Genomic DNA, 20,222 nt, shown 5'->3' on the forward strand with positions numbered 1-20,222 from the left:
AAGATGATTCGGATAAACCAGGGTCGTGTTCGTAAATCGGACGCACCGTAGAAATTGGCTTGGGGTTGGGAACCATGGTTCAGCGTTTGGAAAGGGTAAGTTGGAAGCCTTGGATTGCAGGAGCCGTTGCCCTGATCCTTCCCTTTGGAGTTCATGCTGTGGCTTATGCTGAAAGTCCTTTGCGTGTTGTGTATCCAAGCGATGGATATGAGACCACGGCGGCTCAGATTTTCCTTGTCGGTACAGGGGCTCCGAACCAGCCTATTACGGTAAATGGAGAAGCGATCGCTCGTAGCCCTGCAGGGCATTTTGCTCCCAGTTTTCCGCTACAGGTGGGAGAGAATGTGTTCACCCTCCAGCAGGGCACTGAAACTTTAACGTTGCGTGTGGTGCGGCAGACAGATCAGCCTGTGCTGCCCGAAGGAACGGCGTTTGCGGAGGGAAGCCTGACCCCGGCCCAGGATGTTGCTCAGTTCCCGGATGCGCTGGTTTGTTTTGGGGCGGTCGCCCCCCCTGCATCTCTAGTCTCAGTCACATTGGGCAGCCGTACCGTAACTCTTCTGCCACAACCTGCACCCACTCAACTACCCCCTAATTCCGCCGTTTTAACGAATCAGAACCAACCGACAGCCCCTAGCGTTGCGCAAACCTATGAGGGGTGCGGTGTGCTTGGTAGTTTCATGGGAAGTGCGACAGCTCCTCGTTCAGGTCAAGCTGGAGAAGCGATCGCCCTTGGCTACCCCCAATTCACCCTGGAACAGAATGGGCAGCAAGTGACTCAGCAAGGCCCAGGCCAGGTTAGCGTACTGCAACAGGAGTTGCCACAAATCATCGAAGTCACTGCTGAGGGGGGTACTGCCCGCACTGGCCCCAGCACCGACTATTCTCGGTTAACGCCGCTGCCTCGGGGTACCCGTGCCGCAGTCATCGGACGGGAGGCTAACTGGTATCAGATGGATTATGGGGCGTGGATTCGGGATACCGATGTGCGAGTCATTCCGGGCTCTGTGCCGCCGCGAAGTCTGATTCGGGGAATTACGTCTCGTAATACAGGGGATTGGACAGAGGTGAGGTTTCCGTTGCAGGTGCCGGTACCCCTTGCGGTGTTTCAGGAGGGCGATCGCTTCACCCTCACCCTGTACAACACCACTGCGCAGACCGATACCATTGCTCTGAATGATGACCCAGTGATCCAGCGGTTGGATTGGACGCAACCAGCACCCGAGCAGATACAGTACCAATTTGCCCTAAAATCGGATCAGCAGTGGGGATACCGATTGCGGTATGAGGGTACGACGTTAGTGCTGGCACTGCGACATCCGCCTCGGGTTTATCCTGACTCAGAGCAGCCGTTGAACGGCATCACGATTTTGCTCGATCCAGGGCATGGTGGGCCAGAGGATAGTGGGTCTGTGGGGCCGAATGGCACGCCGGAAAAGGATGTGGCATTGACTGTGACGCGGTTGTTGCGCGATCGCCTGCAACAACGAGGAGCCTCCATTATCATGACCCGCGATGCAGATGTGGATTTGGGGCCGAATGAGCGGGCTCAAATGATTCAGGACATGGCTCCAAATTTGGCTCTGAGCATTCATTACAACGCTCTGCCGGATGCGGGCGATGCGGAGAATACAGCAGGGGTTGGGACGTTTTGGTATCAATCACAAAGCCATAGCCTGGCCGTGTTTTTGCACAACTATCTCGTGGAGGAGCGCGATCGCCCCTCCTACGGGGTGTTCTGGAACAACCTGGCATTGACCCGTCCCTATGTGGCTCCTGCTGTCCTGCTGGAGCTGGGATTTATGATTAACCCCAATGAGTTTGAGTGGATCACAAATCCTGAAGAGCAGGTGGCTCTCGCTGATACGCTGGCCGATGGGATTACCCAGTGGCTACTCGAAAATGGATCCCGTTAAGGGTGCCAGGCAAGCAGAGCTAGCATGAAATCTATTCGGTCGCATATGGATGACCCACGTATCAAGGCGTTGCTTCAAAGCTTGCTGAAAGGGTGGTCATTTTCGTGCGCGAAACGCAGGGAAATGACCACCCCAATTAATAGAGCGATCGCCTTAGAAACTCGCTCTACCGTACAAACCCATCAGCTCTGCTGCATCCAATACATGCCCGTCCATGGCCTGCAAAACCTCCTCTTTGGTTGCTCCTGAGGCCAAATCTAGAGGTTGATCGAGGGCATAGAGCTTGAAGAAATAACGATGAGTGCCATTGGCCGGACAAGGACCACCAAAACCCATCTCGCCAAAGTCATTTTTGCCTTGCTTCACACCGTGATGTAATGCTTCTTGCTTTGCAACGCCTTCTGCTAAATCTCGTTGATCTGCAGGTAAGTTGTAGAGAACCCAGTGCGTAAATTTGCCTTCAGGCGCATCGTGATCATAGGCGATTAAGGCAAAACTCTGAGTTTCAGCCGGTGGATCTTGCCAGTTGAGAGGCGGGGACTGGTTTTCACCATCACAGGTATATTTGAACGGGATGGATGTTCCTGTTAAAAATTCTGAGCTATACAGATGCATGGGTGTAACGGCAAAGGGTGATGGGTTGGCGATCGCCCTCAGACAAACGCTGAAGTATCTCGTTAAAGGGCGTCTGGGACGGGCAATGCAAGCTGTTGTAAACGTGACTATGCCATCAGCCTAAGCAGCTAGACCAATCTTTTCCTCCCACAGGTGGCGCATATTGCCAGGTCTCACTCCTCTGCCAATAGAGATACATAGCGAAATCCGTGAATGCCAGGACGAAACGGGGTACTTCGTGCCCCGTTTCGTCCTGGCATTCACGGATTTGAAATAAAACCGCTGTCGTTTCCCCTCAAGGACTTGAAGATGTTGCAGGAGCAGGAGGGAGCAGATAGATTAAGCCTGAAATCAGCGTGAGGGCGATCGCCGCCCAAAACATCCCCTGCGCCAGAACGCTAGAGGCTGTGGGAGGTGCAATGAGAAGGGCGATCGCCGCAATTTGGGTCACCGTTTTCAGCTTGCCCCAAATGTTTGCCCCAGAAACCTTGGGTTGACTGACCCGCCACCCGGCGATCGCCAACTCTCGCGCCAGTATTAAAAATACGCCCCAGGCAGATATCTGACCCAGCTCAATCAGCATGAGCAAGGGAGCCAACACCAGCAGTTTATCTACCAGGGGATCTAAAAATTTGCCCAGATCGGTCACCTGATTCAAGCGTCGCGCGAGATAGCCATCCAGCCAATCTGTTCCCGCTGCTACAAGGAAGAGAACGGCAGCAATCCACCGCATTTGTCCTGTAGGTTGATGCAACAGTACCAGCAGGAAGGGAACTCCCAGCAGCCGCGAAACGGTAATCCAGGTCGGTAAATTCATAGACGCGTAGCTCAAGCTAACGTCTTCAACCTTATATCAACTCCGGACGCATAAACATAAAGCCCAACAAAGGATTTGGTCGGCCCTCGGTGCCGCCCAAATCCCTCTTCTTAGCTTGCCCGAGCGCTGCTTTGAGTTGTGGGAGGTTTAAGTAGGCCCAGGTATTGTTTCAGCACTAGCCAGCAAAATACGGTGTTGCCGACGATGTAGCGCTTCCAGAGACGTTGGGGTTCCATAAACAGGCGGAACAACCATTCCATGCCCGTTACCTGCATCCATCGTGGAGCGCGCTGCACCATGCCCGATACAAGCTCGAAGCTGACCCCAATGCCCAGAGAAATGGGCACGCCAATCGCCTGGTATTGCTCGTACATCCAGTTTTCTTGCTTAGGGGCTCCCAAACCAACGAAAAGAATGTGGGGTTGAGCTTCGCGAATGAGGGTGTTGATATGTTCGAGTTCCTGGCGATCGCGCTCAAACCCATAGGGTGGGCAGTAGGTTCCGGCGATAGTCAGACCAGGGTTGCGAGTTTTCAGCAGATCTGCGGCCGCATCAGCCGCCCCTGGACGGCCCCCCAATAGGAATACGCGTAAGCCTCGTAAAGCGGCAGCAGCACATACGGCTTCAAACAAATCGGTACCGTTTACCCGGCCTTTCAAAGGTCGACCCAAAAGTTTCCCAGCCCACAGGAGGGGAACACCATCGGGCACCGAGAGATAAGCGTGTTTGTAAACCTCGCGGAAGTAAGCGTCTTCTTGCAACATCACCGTATGGTGGGCGTTGGGGGTGACCACATAGCGAGGTGGTCCTCCCGCGATCGCCGCTTCGATGACCTGATCGACGGTTTCTTGAAAGCTATAGCGGTCAATATCAACATTGCAAATACTGACACGTTGAGGTTCATTTGTGGCGATCGCACACATAGGGGCACCATCCTACAGCATCTGGCAAGATAGTAACGATCTCATCGCCGACTTCAGGAATGCTTCTGGGATTCCTCATGGTCCCTTCACAATTCATAAGTTTCTTGTAAAGTTTCTGGCTATTCTCCGTGAAAATATGGTCTTGACGGTGGAAACAGGGCTAATTTGCGGGTGCTATCATGGCGAATCTTTAAATAAATTCGAGACCCAGACGCGTTAGGTGGGCAGTTCCATGGCATCCAGAGATTACATTCTGATCAGTCCTTGCCGCGACGAAGCGGCTTACATGCAAAAAACCATCGATTCCATCGGTGCCCAAACCGTCCTTCCCAAAAAATGGATCATCGTGGATGATGGCTCGACGGACGCTTCCCCACAAATTTTGGCGGAAGCGGCTCGCAAATACCCCTTTATTCAAGTCATTACCCGGCGCGATCGCGGTGCCCGTTCCGTGGGCCCTGGCGTCATTGAAGCCTTTTACGTCGGTTACGACAGCATTCGGCCCGACGAAAACTACAACTACATTTGCAAAATTGACGTGGATCTCGATATCCCATCTACCTACTTCGAAACCATGTTGCAGCGCATGGAGGCGAACCCTCGGATTGGAGTGTGTAGTGGCAAGCCCTATTTTTATGGGGAGAACGGAAACCTGATTAGCGAAAAGTGCGGTGATGAGACGGCCGTTGGCATGATCAAGTTCTACCGCCGCGCCTGCTTTGAGCAGATTGGTGGCTTTGTGCGCGAAGTCATGTGGGACACTATCGACTGCCACCGCTGCCGCATGAAAGGTTGGATTGCCTGTAGCTGGGATGAGCCTGAAATTCGTTTTATTCACCTGCGGGCTATGGGTTCCAGCCATAAAAGTATTCTGGCTGGTCGTATGCGTCACGGCTACGGTCAGTATTTCATGGGCACCAGCCTGCCCTATATGACCGCCAGTTCTATCTATCGTCTGGCCCATCCGCCTTTGATTATTGGCGGTTTAGCGATGTGGTGGGGCTTTTTTAGCAGTATGTTGGCTGGGAAGCCAAGGTATAGCGATCGCGAATTCCGCAGTTTTATCCGCCGATATCACTGGAATTGCCTATTTAAGGGCAAAACGAAGGCGACTTATGAGTTAGATCAGCAACAAGCCCCCGTTTGGGAGGAGAATCGGCTGGTTTTGATGTCCTCATAAGTAACTCACCCAGAAAGCGAGGCTGACGGAGCCAGCCTCGCTTTCTACTAGGGGTGTGTGGAAAGGGGCACGAAGTGCCCCTTTCCACACACCCCATCCACACCTTTGAAATATTCCCTACCAGTTCTCGTAGGCTCCTAGGTCATAGCCGCGTCCTAACGGGCGAGCGCCTCCCATAATGTCGGTCGTGATGTCCGTAAGGGCATGCCCCTGGTCAATTGCGGAGGTAGCTGATTCCGACAGGCGGAAATCTCCATGATTTGCATCGACAAACAAACTCTGGCGCGATGGAATGTTATCGCCTTCCGAGGCACCGATATTATTGCGGAGGTCGGCCTTACCACTGTCATCCACAATATCCCCTTCACTGCCACCGTTAAAGACGGTGTTGTAGTAAATCTTGCGATCGCCCCCCTTATCCCCCTCACTCCGAATTCCGTACGCCTCGGTGTTGTAAACCACGTTGTTATAAACCTCAACACCACCGCCAAAGACTCGAATTCCTGTCCCATCGGAATCGTGCAGTTTGCCGCTGATATTGTAAATTTGATTGCCGCGTACAACGTAGTCATGCTCCTGGCCCGTTGGCCCATCCATCACGTTAACAGCGGCTCGCACCTCGGTATTGATGTCATGGATGCTGTTGTATTGAGCAATCAAGTCATGGAGACCCCGCTTCAGGTCGATCGCCTCGGCACTGGTACGAAAAATCTCGTTGCGGTGTAGCAGCACATGATGGGTTCCATCCTCGTCTCCACCCGAGGCCCCAACTCCCACATAAATCCCCTCACCATAGCGGGAATACTCGCCTCCTCGACGGCCCGTATCGTGAATGGAATTCTCTGCAATTAAGATATGGCTGGAGCGATCGCGCACATGAACGGCCTCCTGCCCAGTGTCATAAACATGACAATTGCGGATCGTCACATGCTGCAGCTTTTCCCCCATAATTCCCCAGAGTGAACGCCGCGCGGTTAATCCATCGAGAATCACCTGAGAGCTATCCTCGATCCAAATGCCAGCATCGCGTTCGTGGCTACCTGCTGTGAATAGGGCATCGCGATCGCCTCGCAACGTAATGGGTTTGCCTGCCTCGCCCCGCAATCCCGTAATCCGCAACGCCTCATAGGTGCCTGCGGCAAACTGCACCGTATCTCCTGGGCCAACCATCGATAAGGCCTTCTCAGCCGTCCGAAAGGGTGAATTGGAGCGGGTGCCAGAGTTGCCATCATCCCCGGTAGGTGACACATAGTAAGTGGAACCTATGCTACGACCTGTGGCTCCAAAGTCTGGTAGCGGTTGCAAGGCCTCATTTTCGGATGATGTCGATTTCGGTTCAGCGATCGCCACCCGAAAACGTCCAATTGGGAGTGTCGTTTCCGCTTGTCTCAGGGAAACCGTATAGGTGCCGTTATCCTGAACATCCCAGCGCTCGCCCGGGGCTTGCACCTGAAACTGTAGAGTATTTCCCTTCCTCGACACCCTGTGAGCCTCTGACGCAAAACCATTTGGACCTTCTATTCGTAGTTTGTCAGTCAGAGCAGGCAGATTTGGAGCGGATTGGACCTGACCGTAGGAAACCTGAAACACATAGGGGTTAGCGCTCTCCTGGCGAATCGGCTCTGCCTGCAAATCGAGAGATGGCAGTTGCCCCGGTGTAGCGCTACAGCCGAGGGCGATCGCCAGGAACGTGACCAATGCTAACAACCCCTGAAAACGCTTCATGTTGTTACCCCCACATCGATGTTTGGATATCTTCCGAAGTTCTCCCTAAGATAGCCTGCTCATTTTTTTAGGCATAGTATATTGAGCTGACAACCGGCAATCTTTACACAACCTCCCATCTTAAACTTGTAATAAACCTCAAAATCCTGTGCTGCCGCTTTGTGGGCAGCACAGGATTTTGGGGTTTAGGTTTAATTGAGTTAAGCGACTTATACCCATTCCCCATGAAGCTGCACCTTGTGGACTGAGCCCTGACACAAGGTAACAGGGGACAGAGGCAAAGCCTCTGTCCCCTGTTGCTCTAACGCTATTGGCAATAGCGATTTAACTTCGGTTGACGTATCAACCCTTAGGCTTACTGGCTCTCGTAAGCACCCATATCGTAGATTCCACCTTGAGGACGGGCCCGGCCAACCGCATCAATGTTGACCATGCTGATGCTAGTCCCCTTGTTAATGGCAGCCGTGGCTGACGAACTCAGACGGAGATCACCGCCCGTGGCATTCATGAACAGAGAGGCAGTGGAGGCAATATTCCCCGCTTTCGTAGAACCAATGTTGTTGCGGATATCAGCCTTCCCGGTGTCATCTACGATATTGCCGCGGGTGCCACCGTTAAAGACAGTGTTGTTGTAGATCCGAACAGGCCCGCCGACACTGGCCTGGTTACGGATTCCGGCATCCTCCGCGTTGGAGATGACGTTGTTGTAAACATCGACGCCGCCCCCAAAGATCCGGATCCCAACGCCATCACTGTTATACGTTTCACCGGAAATATTGCGAATGGTATTGCCCCGCACCACATAGCCGTACTCTGTACCCGTTGGGCCATCCATGACGTTGATGATGGCTCGAACTTTGGTATTGATGTCGTGGATGTTGTTGTACTCGGCAATGATGTTGTGCAACCCTCGCTTCAGGTCGATCGCCTCCACACTGGTGCGATAGATTTCGTTTCTATGCACCGCCACGTGGTGAGTTCCGTCATTTTCGCCACCCGCAGCACCGAAGCCCACATAGACGCCTTCACCGTAATTGGCATAGGTACCGCCCCGCATACCCGTGTCATGGATCTTGTTCTGGGCAATCAGAACATAGCTGGATTGAGCACGAACGTGAATCCCTTCCTGGCCGATGTCATACACTTCAGAGTTACGGATAGTTGTGTTGGTGATGCGCTCACCCATGATGCCGAAGAGCGATCGCTTCGCTACCACGCCATCCAGAATAATATTGGAGCTATCTCGAATGGAAACGCCTGCCCCTGAGCTATAGCTGCCTGAACTAAAGACCGCAGCACCAGAGGTCTTAATCGTGATGGGTGCGCTGGCGGTTCCATTTTTGCCGCTAATGGTCAGCGATGGGTAGTTACCAGCGGCAAAGACAATAGTTTCACCGGGGCGAACCATTGAGAGTGCTTTGGAGGCTGTGCGGAAGGCAGATGTTGCACTAATACCCGAGTTGTTATCGTTCCCCGTAGTAGACACGTAGAGAATTCGTCCGCTGCTCGTTCCAGTGGCACCAAATCCTGCGGGAGGGGCCAGGGGGCTAGGAGCTGGAGGCGGCGTAATAGCACCACCGCCACCGGACGTGGGAATAGCGACATCGAAGGAGCCGAGGCTACCCGCCGCGACGCTATTGTCGCTGGTGTCATTTACAGCTCCGGTTTGCATCGCGACCGAGTAGGTTCCGTTGTCTGCACTGTCCCAGCTTCCACCCGGCGCATTGACCTGGTAGGTCGCCGTGCGGGGAGTACCATCGGTCGTGCTATTGACACTAACCAGGGTCGCGGTTTGGCTAAATCCATTGGGGCCGGTTACGCGGACATCGGCATTATCAATCGTCGAAGCATCAATGCCCGCATTGTCGCTATAGGCGACGGTAAAGGTTTTGCTGTTAGAGCTAGCAGCGGTTATGTTGGATGCTGTCAGAGCCGCCGTTGGAGCCGTAGTATCAGCTGGGGGTGCGCTCACCGGGATAAATTCAACATAGTCAACGCGGGCGTGTTCTTCGCTGTTTTCTAACCCACGCAGCTCAATGCGATCGCCCTGCTGAACTGTTACTCCACTGGCAACAATCCGCTCGACCCGGTTGCCACTAGTCATCGCGTTGCTGCCCAGCTGTTGATTCAGGGTAGTCGTTGCCACCATGCTGCCGCCGACGCGGGTTTCAATCCGGGCTGCCCCATCATTCTCGTCAAAGTACCCAATCTTGATATTGTAGGTACCCGAGGCTCCCTGGAAGTTGCTTGAAGCCGTTCCTACTTCATTGGTAGCGACTCCCTTCAAGCCAACCAGACGCCCCCCCGAAGCCAAAGTACTGGACTCAATGCGATAGGTATTTAGCTGCATGTTTTCTGCTTCAACCCGAATGGGGCTGGGAGCGGCTAAGGCCGTCGTCGCGGCAAACGTCCGTAAGGTACTCTCGCTGCGAAGGCGAGCGCTGCTGGTGCTTGTTTGTTGGGTTAATGCATCCTGAGTACCGCTGCTAAGCAATTGAGTGTTTTCGGTATTTCCTAATAACAACTGACTGCCAGTAGACGGGGAAGCGACTGTGAGTGTTTCAGCACTCATAGCAGTGGAATTCAGCTGTTCTAATGATGTATCTCCCATCGTTGAAGACACACCCAAAGGAGCTAATGGTTGGTTCCAAGTTGAATCCAATCCACTACTACTACTTGTTCCAGTTTCATTTGTATTTGGAACAATTGTGTTGCTTGTCTGGGTAAGACTCAGCGCACTGACATCACTCTGATTAACCCAATTTTCAGCATTCATAGTCTCAAGCCTCTGAACTAAATCCAGGTGTTCCTGGAGATTTCTAATAAAGCTTTCATGAAGCTGAATCAACCACAGGACATTTACCAAATGAGAATGTTCATTCTAAAAATATTTCGTCAGGAATACCCGAATTAGAATAAATACATACTTTCAAAAAAACGCTGCTTAGGCGTTAACACGGTCGTTTTAGAAAATGGTTATGACCTTTGAAAAGCCGTTTTAAGTATTCAGCTTCTAAAAAATAAAATTTCAATACTTTTGCTTGAAGCATACAGATACAGCCTCAAAAGATATACGCAAATCTAAGAACTTGTAGTGCCTTCTCTCAGTACAATCCCTTACCAAAAAATTCCCGCAATTCAATACAGCAGACGAAGAATAATCGACGTATCCACTTGAGGCTGAAGAAAAATTCTCGTAAGTAGTTTTAAGGTTGTGTTTTATTTTTGTCTTTTCAAAACATAGATTTTTCTATGGGTTTTCCACAACGTATTTTCCGCAGTCTCTTTAAAGGAGTTCTACCTTTTCTCTGCACCACCGTAAAACCATGGAATTGATAAAGACTGATGGCGGAAATAAAGCAAAATCTCTGTATTGGCACGGAGATCCTCTTCGAGGATCGCTGGAATTAGAATTAGGATTCTTTTTTAGTGGTGACTCTCTCCGTAGATCAACGGATAAGATCGCACAGGAGCCCCGATTTTTCCGGGCCTAACACCTGCAACATCAGACCCTGTCTGCAGTTCTTCAATTTTTCAGGTCTATCGCTATGCGTAGCCTGGTGATTTATGAAATGATTTTTGAAAAGGGGGGTGGGCCTAGCCCACCCCCCTTTTCAAAAATCATTTGAGACCGCTCTATGCGCTATTGGCTGATGAAATCGGAACCCGACGTCTACAGTATTAACGACCTGGAACGCGACCAAGAAACCCTTTGGGACGGGGTTCGTAATTATCAGGCTCGCAATTTTATGCGGTCGATGGAGCCCGGTGACTGGGTCTTCTTTTACCACTCCAACACTCAACCCCCTGGCGTTGTTGGGCTGATGACCGTGGCCCAGAGCGGAGTTCCCGATCCCACTCAGTTCGACCCGGCTAGCGAGTATTACGATCCCAAATCCACCCAAGACAATCCCCGCTGGCAAACTGTCACACTCCGATTCCTGGAGCAGTTCCCCACAATGGTGCCTCTGGAACAGCTACGACAAACCTTTAGCGAGGATGAACTCTGGGTAGTGCGACGTGGCAACCGATTGTCGGTGATGCCTGTAGATGACCCTGTTGCTGAGAAAATTTTGGCGATCGCCCGACACTCATAAAAATCACCATTCAGCTCAGGGCTTAGGCATTCTTGTTGCATGTGATGTTCTAAGCACACCACATGCAACAAGAATGCCTAAGCCCTCAGGTTATAAAACTTCCTTAAGAGTTTTACAGCTCTACAGGAACACCAGCTTTTGAACTGCCATGTCCGAATCTGGACCCGATTTGCCTGGTAGAAGCTTCAGGCAAAATCTTGATCCGGATGTGGGTGTGATTCAACGGGAATTGATGAAAGTCCAGGGTGCAGGGGTTGAACCTGCCTGAGGCGAATTATGAGTTCGCTGCCTAAACCGCTCGGCCAACCCTGGCTAAATTTTTAATTTAGGATTTAATTGTAGATCGAGGTTGCAGGTAGTCAACCCCATTATTGCTCCAGAATTATTTGGAACCACGGAATGAAAGTAAATTCGACCGTTGCCCTGACATTAATTTTGCTGGCCTTGATGGTTGGTGCCGGTGTCGTCAGTGCCGCCTGGGGGTATTCTATGGGCCGTGAAGCCCTGAAAGGAGTCACGCAGCCCGATGTTCGACCCACCACTGTCGGCGAGGAGGGAGGCAATACAGCCAAAAGTAAAGCCTTTGAAATTATTCCCGAGTCAAAGATTTTAGAAGAAGTGAAGACCCAAATGCAGAGTTCTGCCCAGGGAGCCGAAGCCTCTGTGTCACACTTACCCGTATAGCAGTTTAGAGAGTATCCTGAGCGTTGATTGTTCGTAGGTTATGCCTACGCACGTTAACCCTTTTCAAGACTCTAAGAGCCTTCTAGAACGGGTTTGTTGGGGTAATTTCTATTTTCAGTAGATCTTGCCCCCTGTAGCCATCAACGTGATTTAACCAGTTCCATAATGATTGCCCTTGCCCAAGCGGAACCTCCCGGTGCTGTCTTTGTTCTCAGCGGAACGGATATCGCCCTACGCTTGCTGTCAGTTTTTCTCCTCATTGCCATTAATGCCTTCTTTGTAGCCGCCGAGTTTTCGATTGTCTCGGTACGGCAGTCGCGCATTAATCAATTGGCCTCAGCTGGAGATGTACAGGCTCGTACTGTGCAGGATCTCCAGCGCAGCATCGACCGCATGCTGTCGACAGCCCAATTGGGTATTACCCTCTCCAGCCTGGCTTTAGGTTGGATTGGTGAAAAAACGGTCGCCGTTCTCCTGGCGGCAACCCTGAACGGTACTATCGTGCACATGGTTTCCATTCCGGTAGCCTTTTTGCTGGTAGCCTACCTACAGATTGTGTTGGGAGAACTGTGTCCTAAGTCCCTGGCACTGCTCTACCCTGAGCAAGTGGCCCGTTTTTTGGGACCCCCGAGTTTGGCGATCGCTCGCTTCTTTAACCCCTTTATCTGGGTCTTGAACCAATCCACCCGTTGGTTACTGCGGCTCTTTGGCATCCGCAGCGATGGTCAAATCTGGTCCAGCCGGGTTACCCCTGAAGAGCTGCAATTGATTATCCAAACCTCCAGCGCGTCTCCTGAACTGGAGGAGGATGAGCGTGAACTGCTGACGAACGTCCTGGAGTTCGCTGACGTCACCGTCCGGGAAGTGATGGTTCCTCGCATTAGCATTGTGGCCATCCCACAGGATGCAACCCTGCGGGATTTCCTCCATCAAGTCAATGATGCTGGCTATTCCCGCTACCCCGTTATTGGTGAGTCGCTAGACCATGTTGTTGGCACGATTTATTTCAAGGATGTCGTCGGTGCCCTGGTTGATACCTTTACGACCCTGGATAGCTCCATCTCTAACTGGCTTCAGCCCACACGCTTTGTCCCTGAACATCTACAACTGAGCGAGTTGCTCCATTTGATGCAGGAATCTGGGCTGACGTTGATGATGGTAGCCGATGAATTTGGTGGCACCGCGGGCCTGGTGACGTTGGAGGATGTCACGGAGCAGATCATCGGGTACGCCGAAGAGTCCCCAAATTCGACAGAAGAATCTCCCATTCAAATTTTGGAAGATGGCACGATGTTAGTGCAGGCTCAGATGAACCTGGATGAGGTCAACGAGTTACTGGAACTTGACCTCCCCACTACCGAGGCTTATCAAACCCTGGGTGGGTTCATGATTCACCAATTGCAAAAAATTCCAGCGCAGGGTGAAAACCTGCGGTACAACAACCTTGACATCACGGTGGCCTCCGTCGTTGGCCCTCGTCTCCATCAAATTCGTATTCAACGGTTGCCGGATCCTGTGCACCCGACTGAACCGTTGGAAGGGGAGGCAATCGCCCACCACGACCGTAACGAGTCTAATTAGCCATAGCCCATCCCACTGACCATAACAGTTACGGCAGGGACGTTTCGCGAAACATTCCTGCCGTAACTGTTATGGCATTGCTTAAGACGGCTTACCCGATCGCTTCCAGAAATTGAACAAGCCCCGCTTCACTGTCTGCACTGACTCCTTGGCAGATTCCGTTGTATTCTCCACGTCCTTATCCTGCACCAGGGTTTGGGTAATCTGGTCAAGAACTTTTGATTCTTCTTCGGTAACGATACCGTCGGCTTCAGCAATCTGCCGGCATTGGGCCAGCAGGGGTACCGCAAAATCCTGATTAATCTCTACTAAAAGCGTTTCCAGGGGAGTGGGATGGCTGTGATTGTCGGTAATCACTTTTAGGGAGACAGGGCTGAAATTGAGCCGTTGCAGTTCTGGAAGGGTTTCCTGCCAGGTTAGGTTTGGTGCGCTGGCACGAACCATGTGGGCAAGGATTTGATCCATGGCAATTTGCTGGGCGATCGCCTCCTGCAAATACGCATCCCGTTCCTGCTGAGCCGCATCCACCAGGGTTTTCGGCGCTGTATCCTCCGCCCGAGCTTCGTAGAACTGGCAGGCCACATGCCCCACGGTGTAGAGCGCCACTGCATTCGTACTGGCCCCCACTACGGCCCCTGCCACAGGGACAAGGCGCATCATGCCCAACCCGGCCCGCAACGCATAGCTGCCACCCAGGGCCAACCCAAAGATGGCCAAAATTTCCCCTTTCCGAGCCGGGTCCCGAAGATCCAACCCATAGGCTCCTGCGATCTGGTATCCCATTTCCGCCTGAAGCACCGTGGTCGCCGCCAGATCCAGAGCCACCATGCCCGGAATAAAGCTACTGGCAGCCCCAGTCCCGCTAACCAGGAGGGCTTTCTGCATCATGATGCGGTGGGCGATCGCTCGAGGCGGTTCATTGGGATGCTTGGCCTGAAGCCGTCGCACGCTTTCCTCCGCTTTGACAATATCCACCCGATCCAGAACAGGAACCAACCAATCCATCTGGTCGACGACCTCGCCAACGGTATCCGTGGCATATCCCACCGCACTCATCGCTCCATGGGTCGTATTCGCCAGGACTTTTCCCGTTTGCTGAGCGGCTTGACCAACGGCCCCTGCCGCGCCAGTCACGGTACCGCTGACCACTTTTCCCGTTTGCTGGGCTGCATGACCCACTGCCTCAGCGGCCCCACTGACTGATGTGGTAATCGCTTTTCCACTATGATTTGCTAACTCACCAACGGTACCCACAGCACCGGATACCACCCCTGTCACCGAGTCCCACCAGGATGTGGTCTGGGCCTCCTGTGCTAACTCAAGTTGAGCCGTCGCTGCATCCTCGGCTTCCCGGCCAGTCGAGGGCGTAGCAGGCTGTGAGGCATGAGTTTTACCAAGGTGTGGAAGTTTAGGGAGTGAGTTACGCACTGCATCTAACCAGGTGTGATGAGCGCTAGAAAATGTCTTAGGCAGCTTCAGTTCCTCCTGCCAGGCGGGGAAGTCTTCGCCTTTCACCCATCCGTAAATACGAGCTTGTCGAATATCGGTGAGGGCCAGGTCTACCAGAACCGATTGAACAGTGGCGATCGCCCCCTTTAGCTCTGGTGCCTTCACAGCCTCAATTCGCAGGTAGAGACACGTTCCTTTCAGAGTGGCTTTCGTTAAAAATTCGCACTCTGGCGATGCTTGAACAAGACGCTGGTTGATCAGGTGGGCGATCGCCTCCAGATCTAAATTCTTGGCTGGTTCCAGCATTTCAGATTTCAGCGGTGACATAAGCCCATCCGATACCACAAACTCAATCCTATTTTCGAAAACTGGAAACGCTCTCTGGAACTAGCTTCAGGAGGAAATCCCCTCTCTTTCTGCCCTTTCAGGGATTACATCACCCCACTTCGGAATAAGCCGAAGTGCTCATCTTTGTAGGCGCGACACGCACGCAAAAGTGGATGTTTTCAAGGGTCACGTCTTGCACACAGCAATTTTCAGTATGAGCTTCAAAGCTGAGAGTTCCTGCCCTTCGGGCACGAACTCTCAGCTTTGAAGCCCGAAAATAGCCCGCCGAAGGCGGGCTATTTTCGGGTTGGATTCCAAAATGAGAATTGCTGTCTTGCACAGCACTTGAAAACGCCCTTGGGCCACGCTGAGGTTATGTCAGTCCTGCCTTCGGGGAGGATGCAGTTACTCCGAAAAATGGCGATCGCTGCAAGATCCGGGTGCCCAGAGTGCTACTATCACCATTGGCTTCAATCAATTCTCAATCATGTCTGACCTTGCTTCCCTGGCAACCCTGGATCTGCCAACCCTGCGTCAAAAAGTGCTCACCCTCTTCGCTGAGGTTGCCTACAAGGAGGGGGAATTTACCCTATCCTCTGGGCAGACCAGCTCCTATTACATCAATGGCAAACAGGTCACGCTCCATGCGTGGGGAGGTCTGGCTGTGGGGCGACTGCTGTTAGCCCAGGTGCCTGAGGAGGCGATCGCCGTTGCCGGTTTAACCCTGGGAGCGGATCCTCTGGTCACAGCAACCAGTGTGGCAGCGGCCTATGAGGGGCGATCGCTCACCGCTCTCATCGTACGCAAGGAAGCAAAGGGCCACGGTACCCAGGCCTATATTGAAGGCCCCACGCTTCCCCCGGGTAGTTCTGTGGCGGTGTTAGAGGATGTGGTGACAACAGGCCAGTCTGCCCTCAAAGCCGTAGATCGATTGGAAGCAGCCGGTTATAAGGTTTCGCACATTTTAGCTCTGGTGGATCGCCAGCAGGGTGGAGCAGAGCTATATCAGGAACGTGGATTAACCTTTCACTCGCTCTTTACGATTCAGGATATTCAGGGGGAGTGGCGATCGCAGAACTCCTAATCGTAACTGAGCGGCGCAAAGCGCCGCTCAGTTACTCTCAAAAATCCTTACCGATACCGTTGCTGCTCCAGCAAGGCCTTAGCCCGAGGCTTAAACAGGAGTTGGAACAGAGTTTCCATGTACCGCAGGAGATCCTCGCGGTTGTCCTGGGAGGTGTAGTCCCAGAAGCCGTAGATGCGGGCCAGGGAAAGGAGTTTACTGGTATGAATGCGCCAGGTGTACGTAGAGTAGACGCGATCGATCGCCCGCTCTGAAACCTGTTGCCAGAGGTCGGGTTGCTGCTCACACTTCGAGAAGAAGTCGAGCATAACATCGGCCATCTGTTGAGGTTGGGTGGGGTTGATGTAGAACCCATTCGAACCGTTGTGAATAATCTCCAGAGGGCCACCGAACTCCGTCGCAAAGGTGGGAAGGCCGGAAATCATGGCCTCCAATACCGTTAGGCCAAAGGCTTCAAACAGGGCAGGCTGCACGAAGACCCCGTGGTGGTCGGCAATAATGCGGTACACTTCGCCAGAATCAGTTTTCGAGAGACGTACCCCCAGCCAGCGAATTTTACCCCAGAGGTTGTGCTGCTGAATCAGGTTGTGCATTTTGACGATTTCGTCAGCTTCCTCAGCGTCGCTGGTTTCCTCGGTACGGGTTTTGCCCGCAATGATAATCAGATTGCAGCGTGCCTGTAGTTCGGGGCTCTGGCCGAAGGCTTCTACTAACCCGGTGAGATTTTTAATCCGATCCAGTCGGGCCATAGAAAAGATAGGAGGCTTACTGGGGTCGTCCAGTTGCCCTACGATGCTGTCGGGTTCTTGACGAGTAAACAGCAGTTCGGTGAGCCGTTCGATTTCCCCTGCGTGGCGATCGCTCCCCTTCGTATAAGGGAAGAAATAACTCTCATTCACCCCAGGCGGCACCACGTTGAACTTCGGGCTCGCCAACTGCACCCCATGCATAACGTGGTACAAGTCAGGCATGGTAAACGTGCGGTAAGACTCATACTGACCACGGGTTTCTGCGGTTCCCACAATTTCCTGGTAGGTGCTGCTGATGACGAAATCTGCCGCGTTCATGGCGATCAGATCCGCTGTAAATTGCAGGGAGAAGTGATACTGATCCTCCATTTCCTGCCAGTACAGGTTGCTGAACAGGTACTTCGATTTTTCTAGGGCATGGGCGATGATGCCGTTGGTTACCTTCAAGCGGCGGGATAGTAGAAAGGCCACCAGGTTACCGTCGGTGTAGTTACCCAGAATGAGATCAGGCCGTCCCTGGAACTCTGCCAGCAGTACCTTCTCAGAATCGACCGCGAAGGTTTCCAGGAAGCTCCAGATTTCAAAGCGGGAAATCCAGTTTTGTGACAGGTTGGGGTTGAAGTCGCGGAAGGGCACCCGCACAATCCAGACATTGTCGGTACCATGTACCTTTTCACGAGGTTGATCGCAACGTGTTCCATCGCTGTTAGGAATTAGGCGGGACAGGATGATCACCTTCGGCAGGGCCTCATCTGGGGTCAGCCCCGCCAGCTCCATATCTTCCTTCAGTTGCTTTTCCAGGCTACGGGCTTGATCCAGCACATAAACAACCTGGCCGCCAGTATCAGGTCGTCCCAGTACGCCCTCCTGCCCAAACCAACCATGCACCGAAACCAGCACAATCCGAAAGATCATTGGAATGCGGGAAAGGAACGATTCCAGCGCTTTTGGATCTGGGGAATCGAGTAGTTCATCCAGCAACTCAAGGGACTCGCATACCCGTCCCACAGTATTACCCCAACCTGGCTCAAACCCTAAGGATTGCAGATCAAACCGAAATTTCGAGTAGGATTCGTCAGGTTGATAGCGCTTCAAAAATTCGAGGGCTCTTTTAACCTGCGCGGAAAGATGAGTGGGTGATTCTACACGCTGATTTAATAGCAACTGCATCCCTTGATGGGAGTGTAATTGCAGAAATTGAAAGAGGACTTGTTGCCATTGCTGTGAGTACTGAAACAGCTTACTCGACAAGTAGCGATTTAGAAATTCCACTCCTCGACCAATATTTTTAGGGTCGCGAATGAGAGGAGAGTAATCGTAAAACGATTGCACATCAATTTCTAATAAATCGCCCTCGTCGGGATGGTAGTGATTGACGAGGCGATCGCGCAATTCCAATAGTTCTTTCGGGGCTGTCTGCTCCGCAGTTCCATCCTCAAAAAGCCAGTAAGCTTCTTCAGAAGCAATTCCTGGCCGAACAATTATGCAGGCTGTATGATTTTCAAAAATAACTTCCTGAATTTTTTGAATCAAATGATTTAAAAGCTCTAGTTGATTGCAGTCCAGCTCGTTGCCTTGAGAAGATTTCTGAGCCGTATGCCCATTGCAAAATTGATGAAATGCCAGCAGAACTTCATTCCGCAGGTAGTAGCGCTTATCTCCCTGGTGGAGCTGGTATAAAAACTCTCGTAGAGCAGTTTTTTCAGAACTTTCTAGAACGGCGTGCAGCGGTTCAAACATAGGCATCACCGGGTAATTTTGCTAGGGCTAGGCTAACGCACGATATTGGGAATGGGTAGTATTTTTTGCTTAAAATTCGCTTCTAGACGGAGATAGTTTTGTATGCAATTCGTCAGGCTCTATCGCTCGATATAATCCATTTGATAGAGAGGCGAAGCGTGGAGGCTATTTGAAAAGTTGATTTTTTGTGCACATAGTTCATAAAAATCCACCCTGTCAAACTTCTTTAAATTACCTCTTAGAAATATCGGAAATATTGGAAATTCAGGTCAGTCCAGTATGATAACGAGTGTTATTTATAACGTCGATAGTTATGCTCGCTTGTACCTTGATCAAACCAAAGCTCCGAGTGGAGATTTTTCTGTTGCGAAGTGGCAGAAAAATCTCCGTTCAGGGTTCTGCAAGATCTGAGTCTGTTCAATTTGGTTGCGGCAAAGAGAGAACCGTGGGCTCAACACCAAGCTCTCTCTTTGCCGCAACCAAATGAACCGGAGTATTAACTATGGCCCAATTTCTATTTATTACCGATCTGGACAATACTCTGGTCGGAGACGATGCCGCGATGAAGCAGCTCAATGCGAAATTGCTGCATCACCGAGACACCTACGGTACTCAAATTGTCTACTCGACCGGGCGATCGCGCACCTCTTACGAAGCCCTCTATCAGGAAAAGGGTCTGATTCCCCCGGATGCTGTTGTCAATGGTGTAGGTACGGCCCTCTACATTGGTGAGCAGGAGAAGCCCCATACCCCCTGGTCAGAACGGTTACAAGAGGGATGGGATCGCGATCGCATCCAGGCTATCACCGCCCACTTTTCAGACCTCACACCTCAGCCTGCCAGTGAACAAAATCCGTTCAAAATCAGTTTCTTCTTATCACCCGAAATCGCTCCTACCCTCGTACCCGAACTGGAGCGCCAACTTAAAGCAGCCGGGTTCACGGTCACCATCATCTATAGTGGTAGCCTCGACCTGGATATTCTCCCCATCCAGGCCAACAAAGGGCTAGCAATGTCCTACCTGCAGGAACTTTGGCAGGTGCCCTCCAACACAACGGTAGCCTGCGGCGACTCCGGGAACGATCGCGCCTTTTTCGAACGTCAGGACGAACGGGGCATTATCGTCGGTAATGCGATGCAGGAACTCCTGGAGTGGCATCACGCGAATCCCTCTCCTCACCGTTACTTAGCCCAAGCTTCTTACGCCGCAGGCATCCTGGAAGGGCTGAACCACTTTGGGCTGATTTAGAGCCCTTTAAAGCGAATTGATAGAACCAGGCTCCTATTGTTGTAAAAACTGGGAGCCTGGTCTGGTGCAAAGCTGACTCTGCAAAG

15 protein-coding genes and 1 tRNA gene are annotated in these 20,222 nt (G+C 52.1%); 8 read left to right on the forward strand and 8 right to left on the reverse strand.

Annotation, left to right across the window (positions count from 1 at the left end):
- Positions 1–74: 74 nt before the first annotated feature.
- A complete protein-coding gene (locus tag H6F91_RS01635; RefSeq protein WP_190770389.1) occupies positions 75–1,916 on the forward strand; it encodes an N-acetylmuramoyl-L-alanine amidase in 1,842 nt (613 codons plus the stop codon).
- 153 nt (positions 1,917–2,069) lie between these two features.
- Here the strand turns inward: H6F91_RS01635 and H6F91_RS01640 are convergent, their stop codons facing one another.
- Positions 2,070–2,531 carry a YbhB/YbcL family Raf kinase inhibitor-like protein gene (locus tag H6F91_RS01640; protein WP_190770390.1) on the reverse strand — a complete coding sequence of 154 codons (462 nt, stop codon included), beginning with the start codon at positions 2,529–2,531 and terminating at the stop codon, positions 2,070–2,072.
- Between H6F91_RS01640 and H6F91_RS28190 the strand changes: the two genes are divergently transcribed.
- Positions 2,530–2,655, forward strand: coding sequence for a hypothetical protein (locus H6F91_RS28190; RefSeq protein ID WP_277874352.1), 126 nt, complete (start codon positions 2,530–2,532; stop codon positions 2,653–2,655). The genes H6F91_RS01640 and H6F91_RS28190 overlap by 2 nt on opposite strands.
- Before the next feature lie 171 nt (positions 2,656–2,826).
- Here H6F91_RS28190 and pgsA read toward each other — a convergent pair whose 3' ends face one another.
- Both pgsA and H6F91_RS01650 read right to left on the reverse strand, forming a co-directional pair.
- The gene (gene pgsA, locus H6F91_RS01645) at positions 2,827–3,348 is read right to left on the reverse strand and encodes a CDP-diacylglycerol--glycerol-3-phosphate 3-phosphatidyltransferase (RefSeq protein ID WP_190770391.1); all 522 of its coding nucleotides are present in this window, start codon (positions 3,346–3,348) and stop codon (positions 2,827–2,829) included.
- A 110-nt stretch (positions 3,349–3,458) separates the two neighbouring features.
- Positions 3,459–4,271, reverse strand: coding sequence for a WecB/TagA/CpsF family glycosyltransferase (locus H6F91_RS01650; protein WP_190770392.1), 813 nt, complete (start codon positions 4,269–4,271; stop codon positions 3,459–3,461).
- Between the two features lie 232 nt (positions 4,272–4,503).
- Here H6F91_RS01650 and H6F91_RS01655 point away from each other — a divergent pair, with 232 nt between their 5' ends.
- Entirely contained in the window at positions 4,504–5,451 is a 948-nt protein-coding gene (locus H6F91_RS01655) for a glycosyltransferase family A protein (RefSeq protein ID WP_190770393.1), read from the forward strand.
- A gap of 117 nt (positions 5,452–5,568) precedes the next feature.
- On the opposite strand, the gene H6F91_RS01660 is transcribed toward H6F91_RS01655, so the two are convergent.
- Together H6F91_RS01660 and H6F91_RS01665 are read right to left on the reverse strand one after the other, a co-directional pair.
- Positions 5,569–7,176 (reverse strand): right-handed parallel beta-helix repeat-containing protein, encoded by a 1,608-nt coding sequence (locus tag H6F91_RS01660; RefSeq protein ID WP_190770394.1) that lies wholly within the window; start codon positions 7,174–7,176, stop codon positions 5,569–5,571.
- A 355-nt stretch (positions 7,177–7,531) separates the two neighbouring features.
- A complete protein-coding gene (locus tag H6F91_RS01665; protein WP_190770395.1) occupies positions 7,532–9,952 on the reverse strand; it encodes a right-handed parallel beta-helix repeat-containing protein in 2,421 nt (806 codons plus the stop codon).
- An 862-nt stretch (positions 9,953–10,814) separates the two neighbouring features.
- Between H6F91_RS01665 and H6F91_RS01670 the strand changes: the two genes are divergently transcribed.
- Positions 10,815–11,273, forward strand: a complete 459-nt coding sequence (locus tag H6F91_RS01670) for an EVE domain-containing protein (RefSeq protein ID WP_190770396.1) — start codon at positions 10,815–10,817, stop codon at positions 11,271–11,273.
- A gap of 239 nt (positions 11,274–11,512) precedes the next feature.
- Here the strand turns inward: H6F91_RS01670 and H6F91_RS01675 are convergent.
- A tRNA-Ile gene (locus H6F91_RS01675) sits at positions 11,513–11,585 on the reverse strand.
- An 87-nt stretch (positions 11,586–11,672) separates the two neighbouring features.
- Between H6F91_RS01675 and H6F91_RS01680 the strand changes: the two genes are divergently transcribed.
- Together H6F91_RS01680 and H6F91_RS01685 are read left to right on the forward strand one after the other, a co-directional pair.
- Positions 11,673–11,957 (forward strand): hypothetical protein, encoded by a 285-nt coding sequence (locus H6F91_RS01680; RefSeq protein WP_190770431.1) that lies wholly within the window; start codon positions 11,673–11,675, stop codon positions 11,955–11,957.
- 165 nt (positions 11,958–12,122) lie between these two features.
- Positions 12,123–13,538, forward strand: coding sequence for a hemolysin family protein (locus H6F91_RS01685; protein ID WP_190770397.1), 1,416 nt, complete (start codon positions 12,123–12,125; stop codon positions 13,536–13,538).
- Between the two features lie 81 nt (positions 13,539–13,619).
- On the opposite strand, the gene H6F91_RS01690 is transcribed toward H6F91_RS01685, so the two are convergent.
- On the reverse strand, positions 13,620–15,314 hold the full coding sequence (locus H6F91_RS01690; RefSeq protein WP_190770398.1) for a hypothetical protein: 1,695 nt from the start codon (positions 15,312–15,314) through the stop codon (positions 13,620–13,622).
- A 487-nt stretch (positions 15,315–15,801) separates the two neighbouring features.
- Between H6F91_RS01690 and pyrE the strand changes: the two genes are divergently transcribed.
- The gene (gene pyrE / locus H6F91_RS01695) at positions 15,802–16,398 is read left to right on the forward strand and encodes an orotate phosphoribosyltransferase (protein ID WP_190770399.1); all 597 of its coding nucleotides are present in this window, start codon (positions 15,802–15,804) and stop codon (positions 16,396–16,398) included.
- 47 nt (positions 16,399–16,445) lie between these two features.
- Here pyrE and H6F91_RS01700 read toward each other — a convergent pair whose 3' ends face one another.
- A complete protein-coding gene (locus H6F91_RS01700; protein ID WP_190770400.1) occupies positions 16,446–18,887 on the reverse strand; it encodes a sucrose synthase in 2,442 nt (813 codons plus the stop codon).
- A 502-nt stretch (positions 18,888–19,389) separates the two neighbouring features.
- Between H6F91_RS01700 and H6F91_RS01705 the strand changes: the two genes are divergently transcribed.
- Positions 19,390–20,136, forward strand: a complete 747-nt coding sequence (locus tag H6F91_RS01705; RefSeq protein WP_190770401.1) for a sucrose-phosphate phosphatase — start codon at positions 19,390–19,392, stop codon at positions 20,134–20,136.
- Positions 20,137–20,222: the final 86 nt, after the last annotated feature.

The sequence above is a fragment of the Leptolyngbya sp. FACHB-8 genome (assembly GCF_014695575.1).
Lineage (GTDB): Bacteria > Cyanobacteriota > Cyanobacteriia > Elainellales > Elainellaceae > Vacuolonema.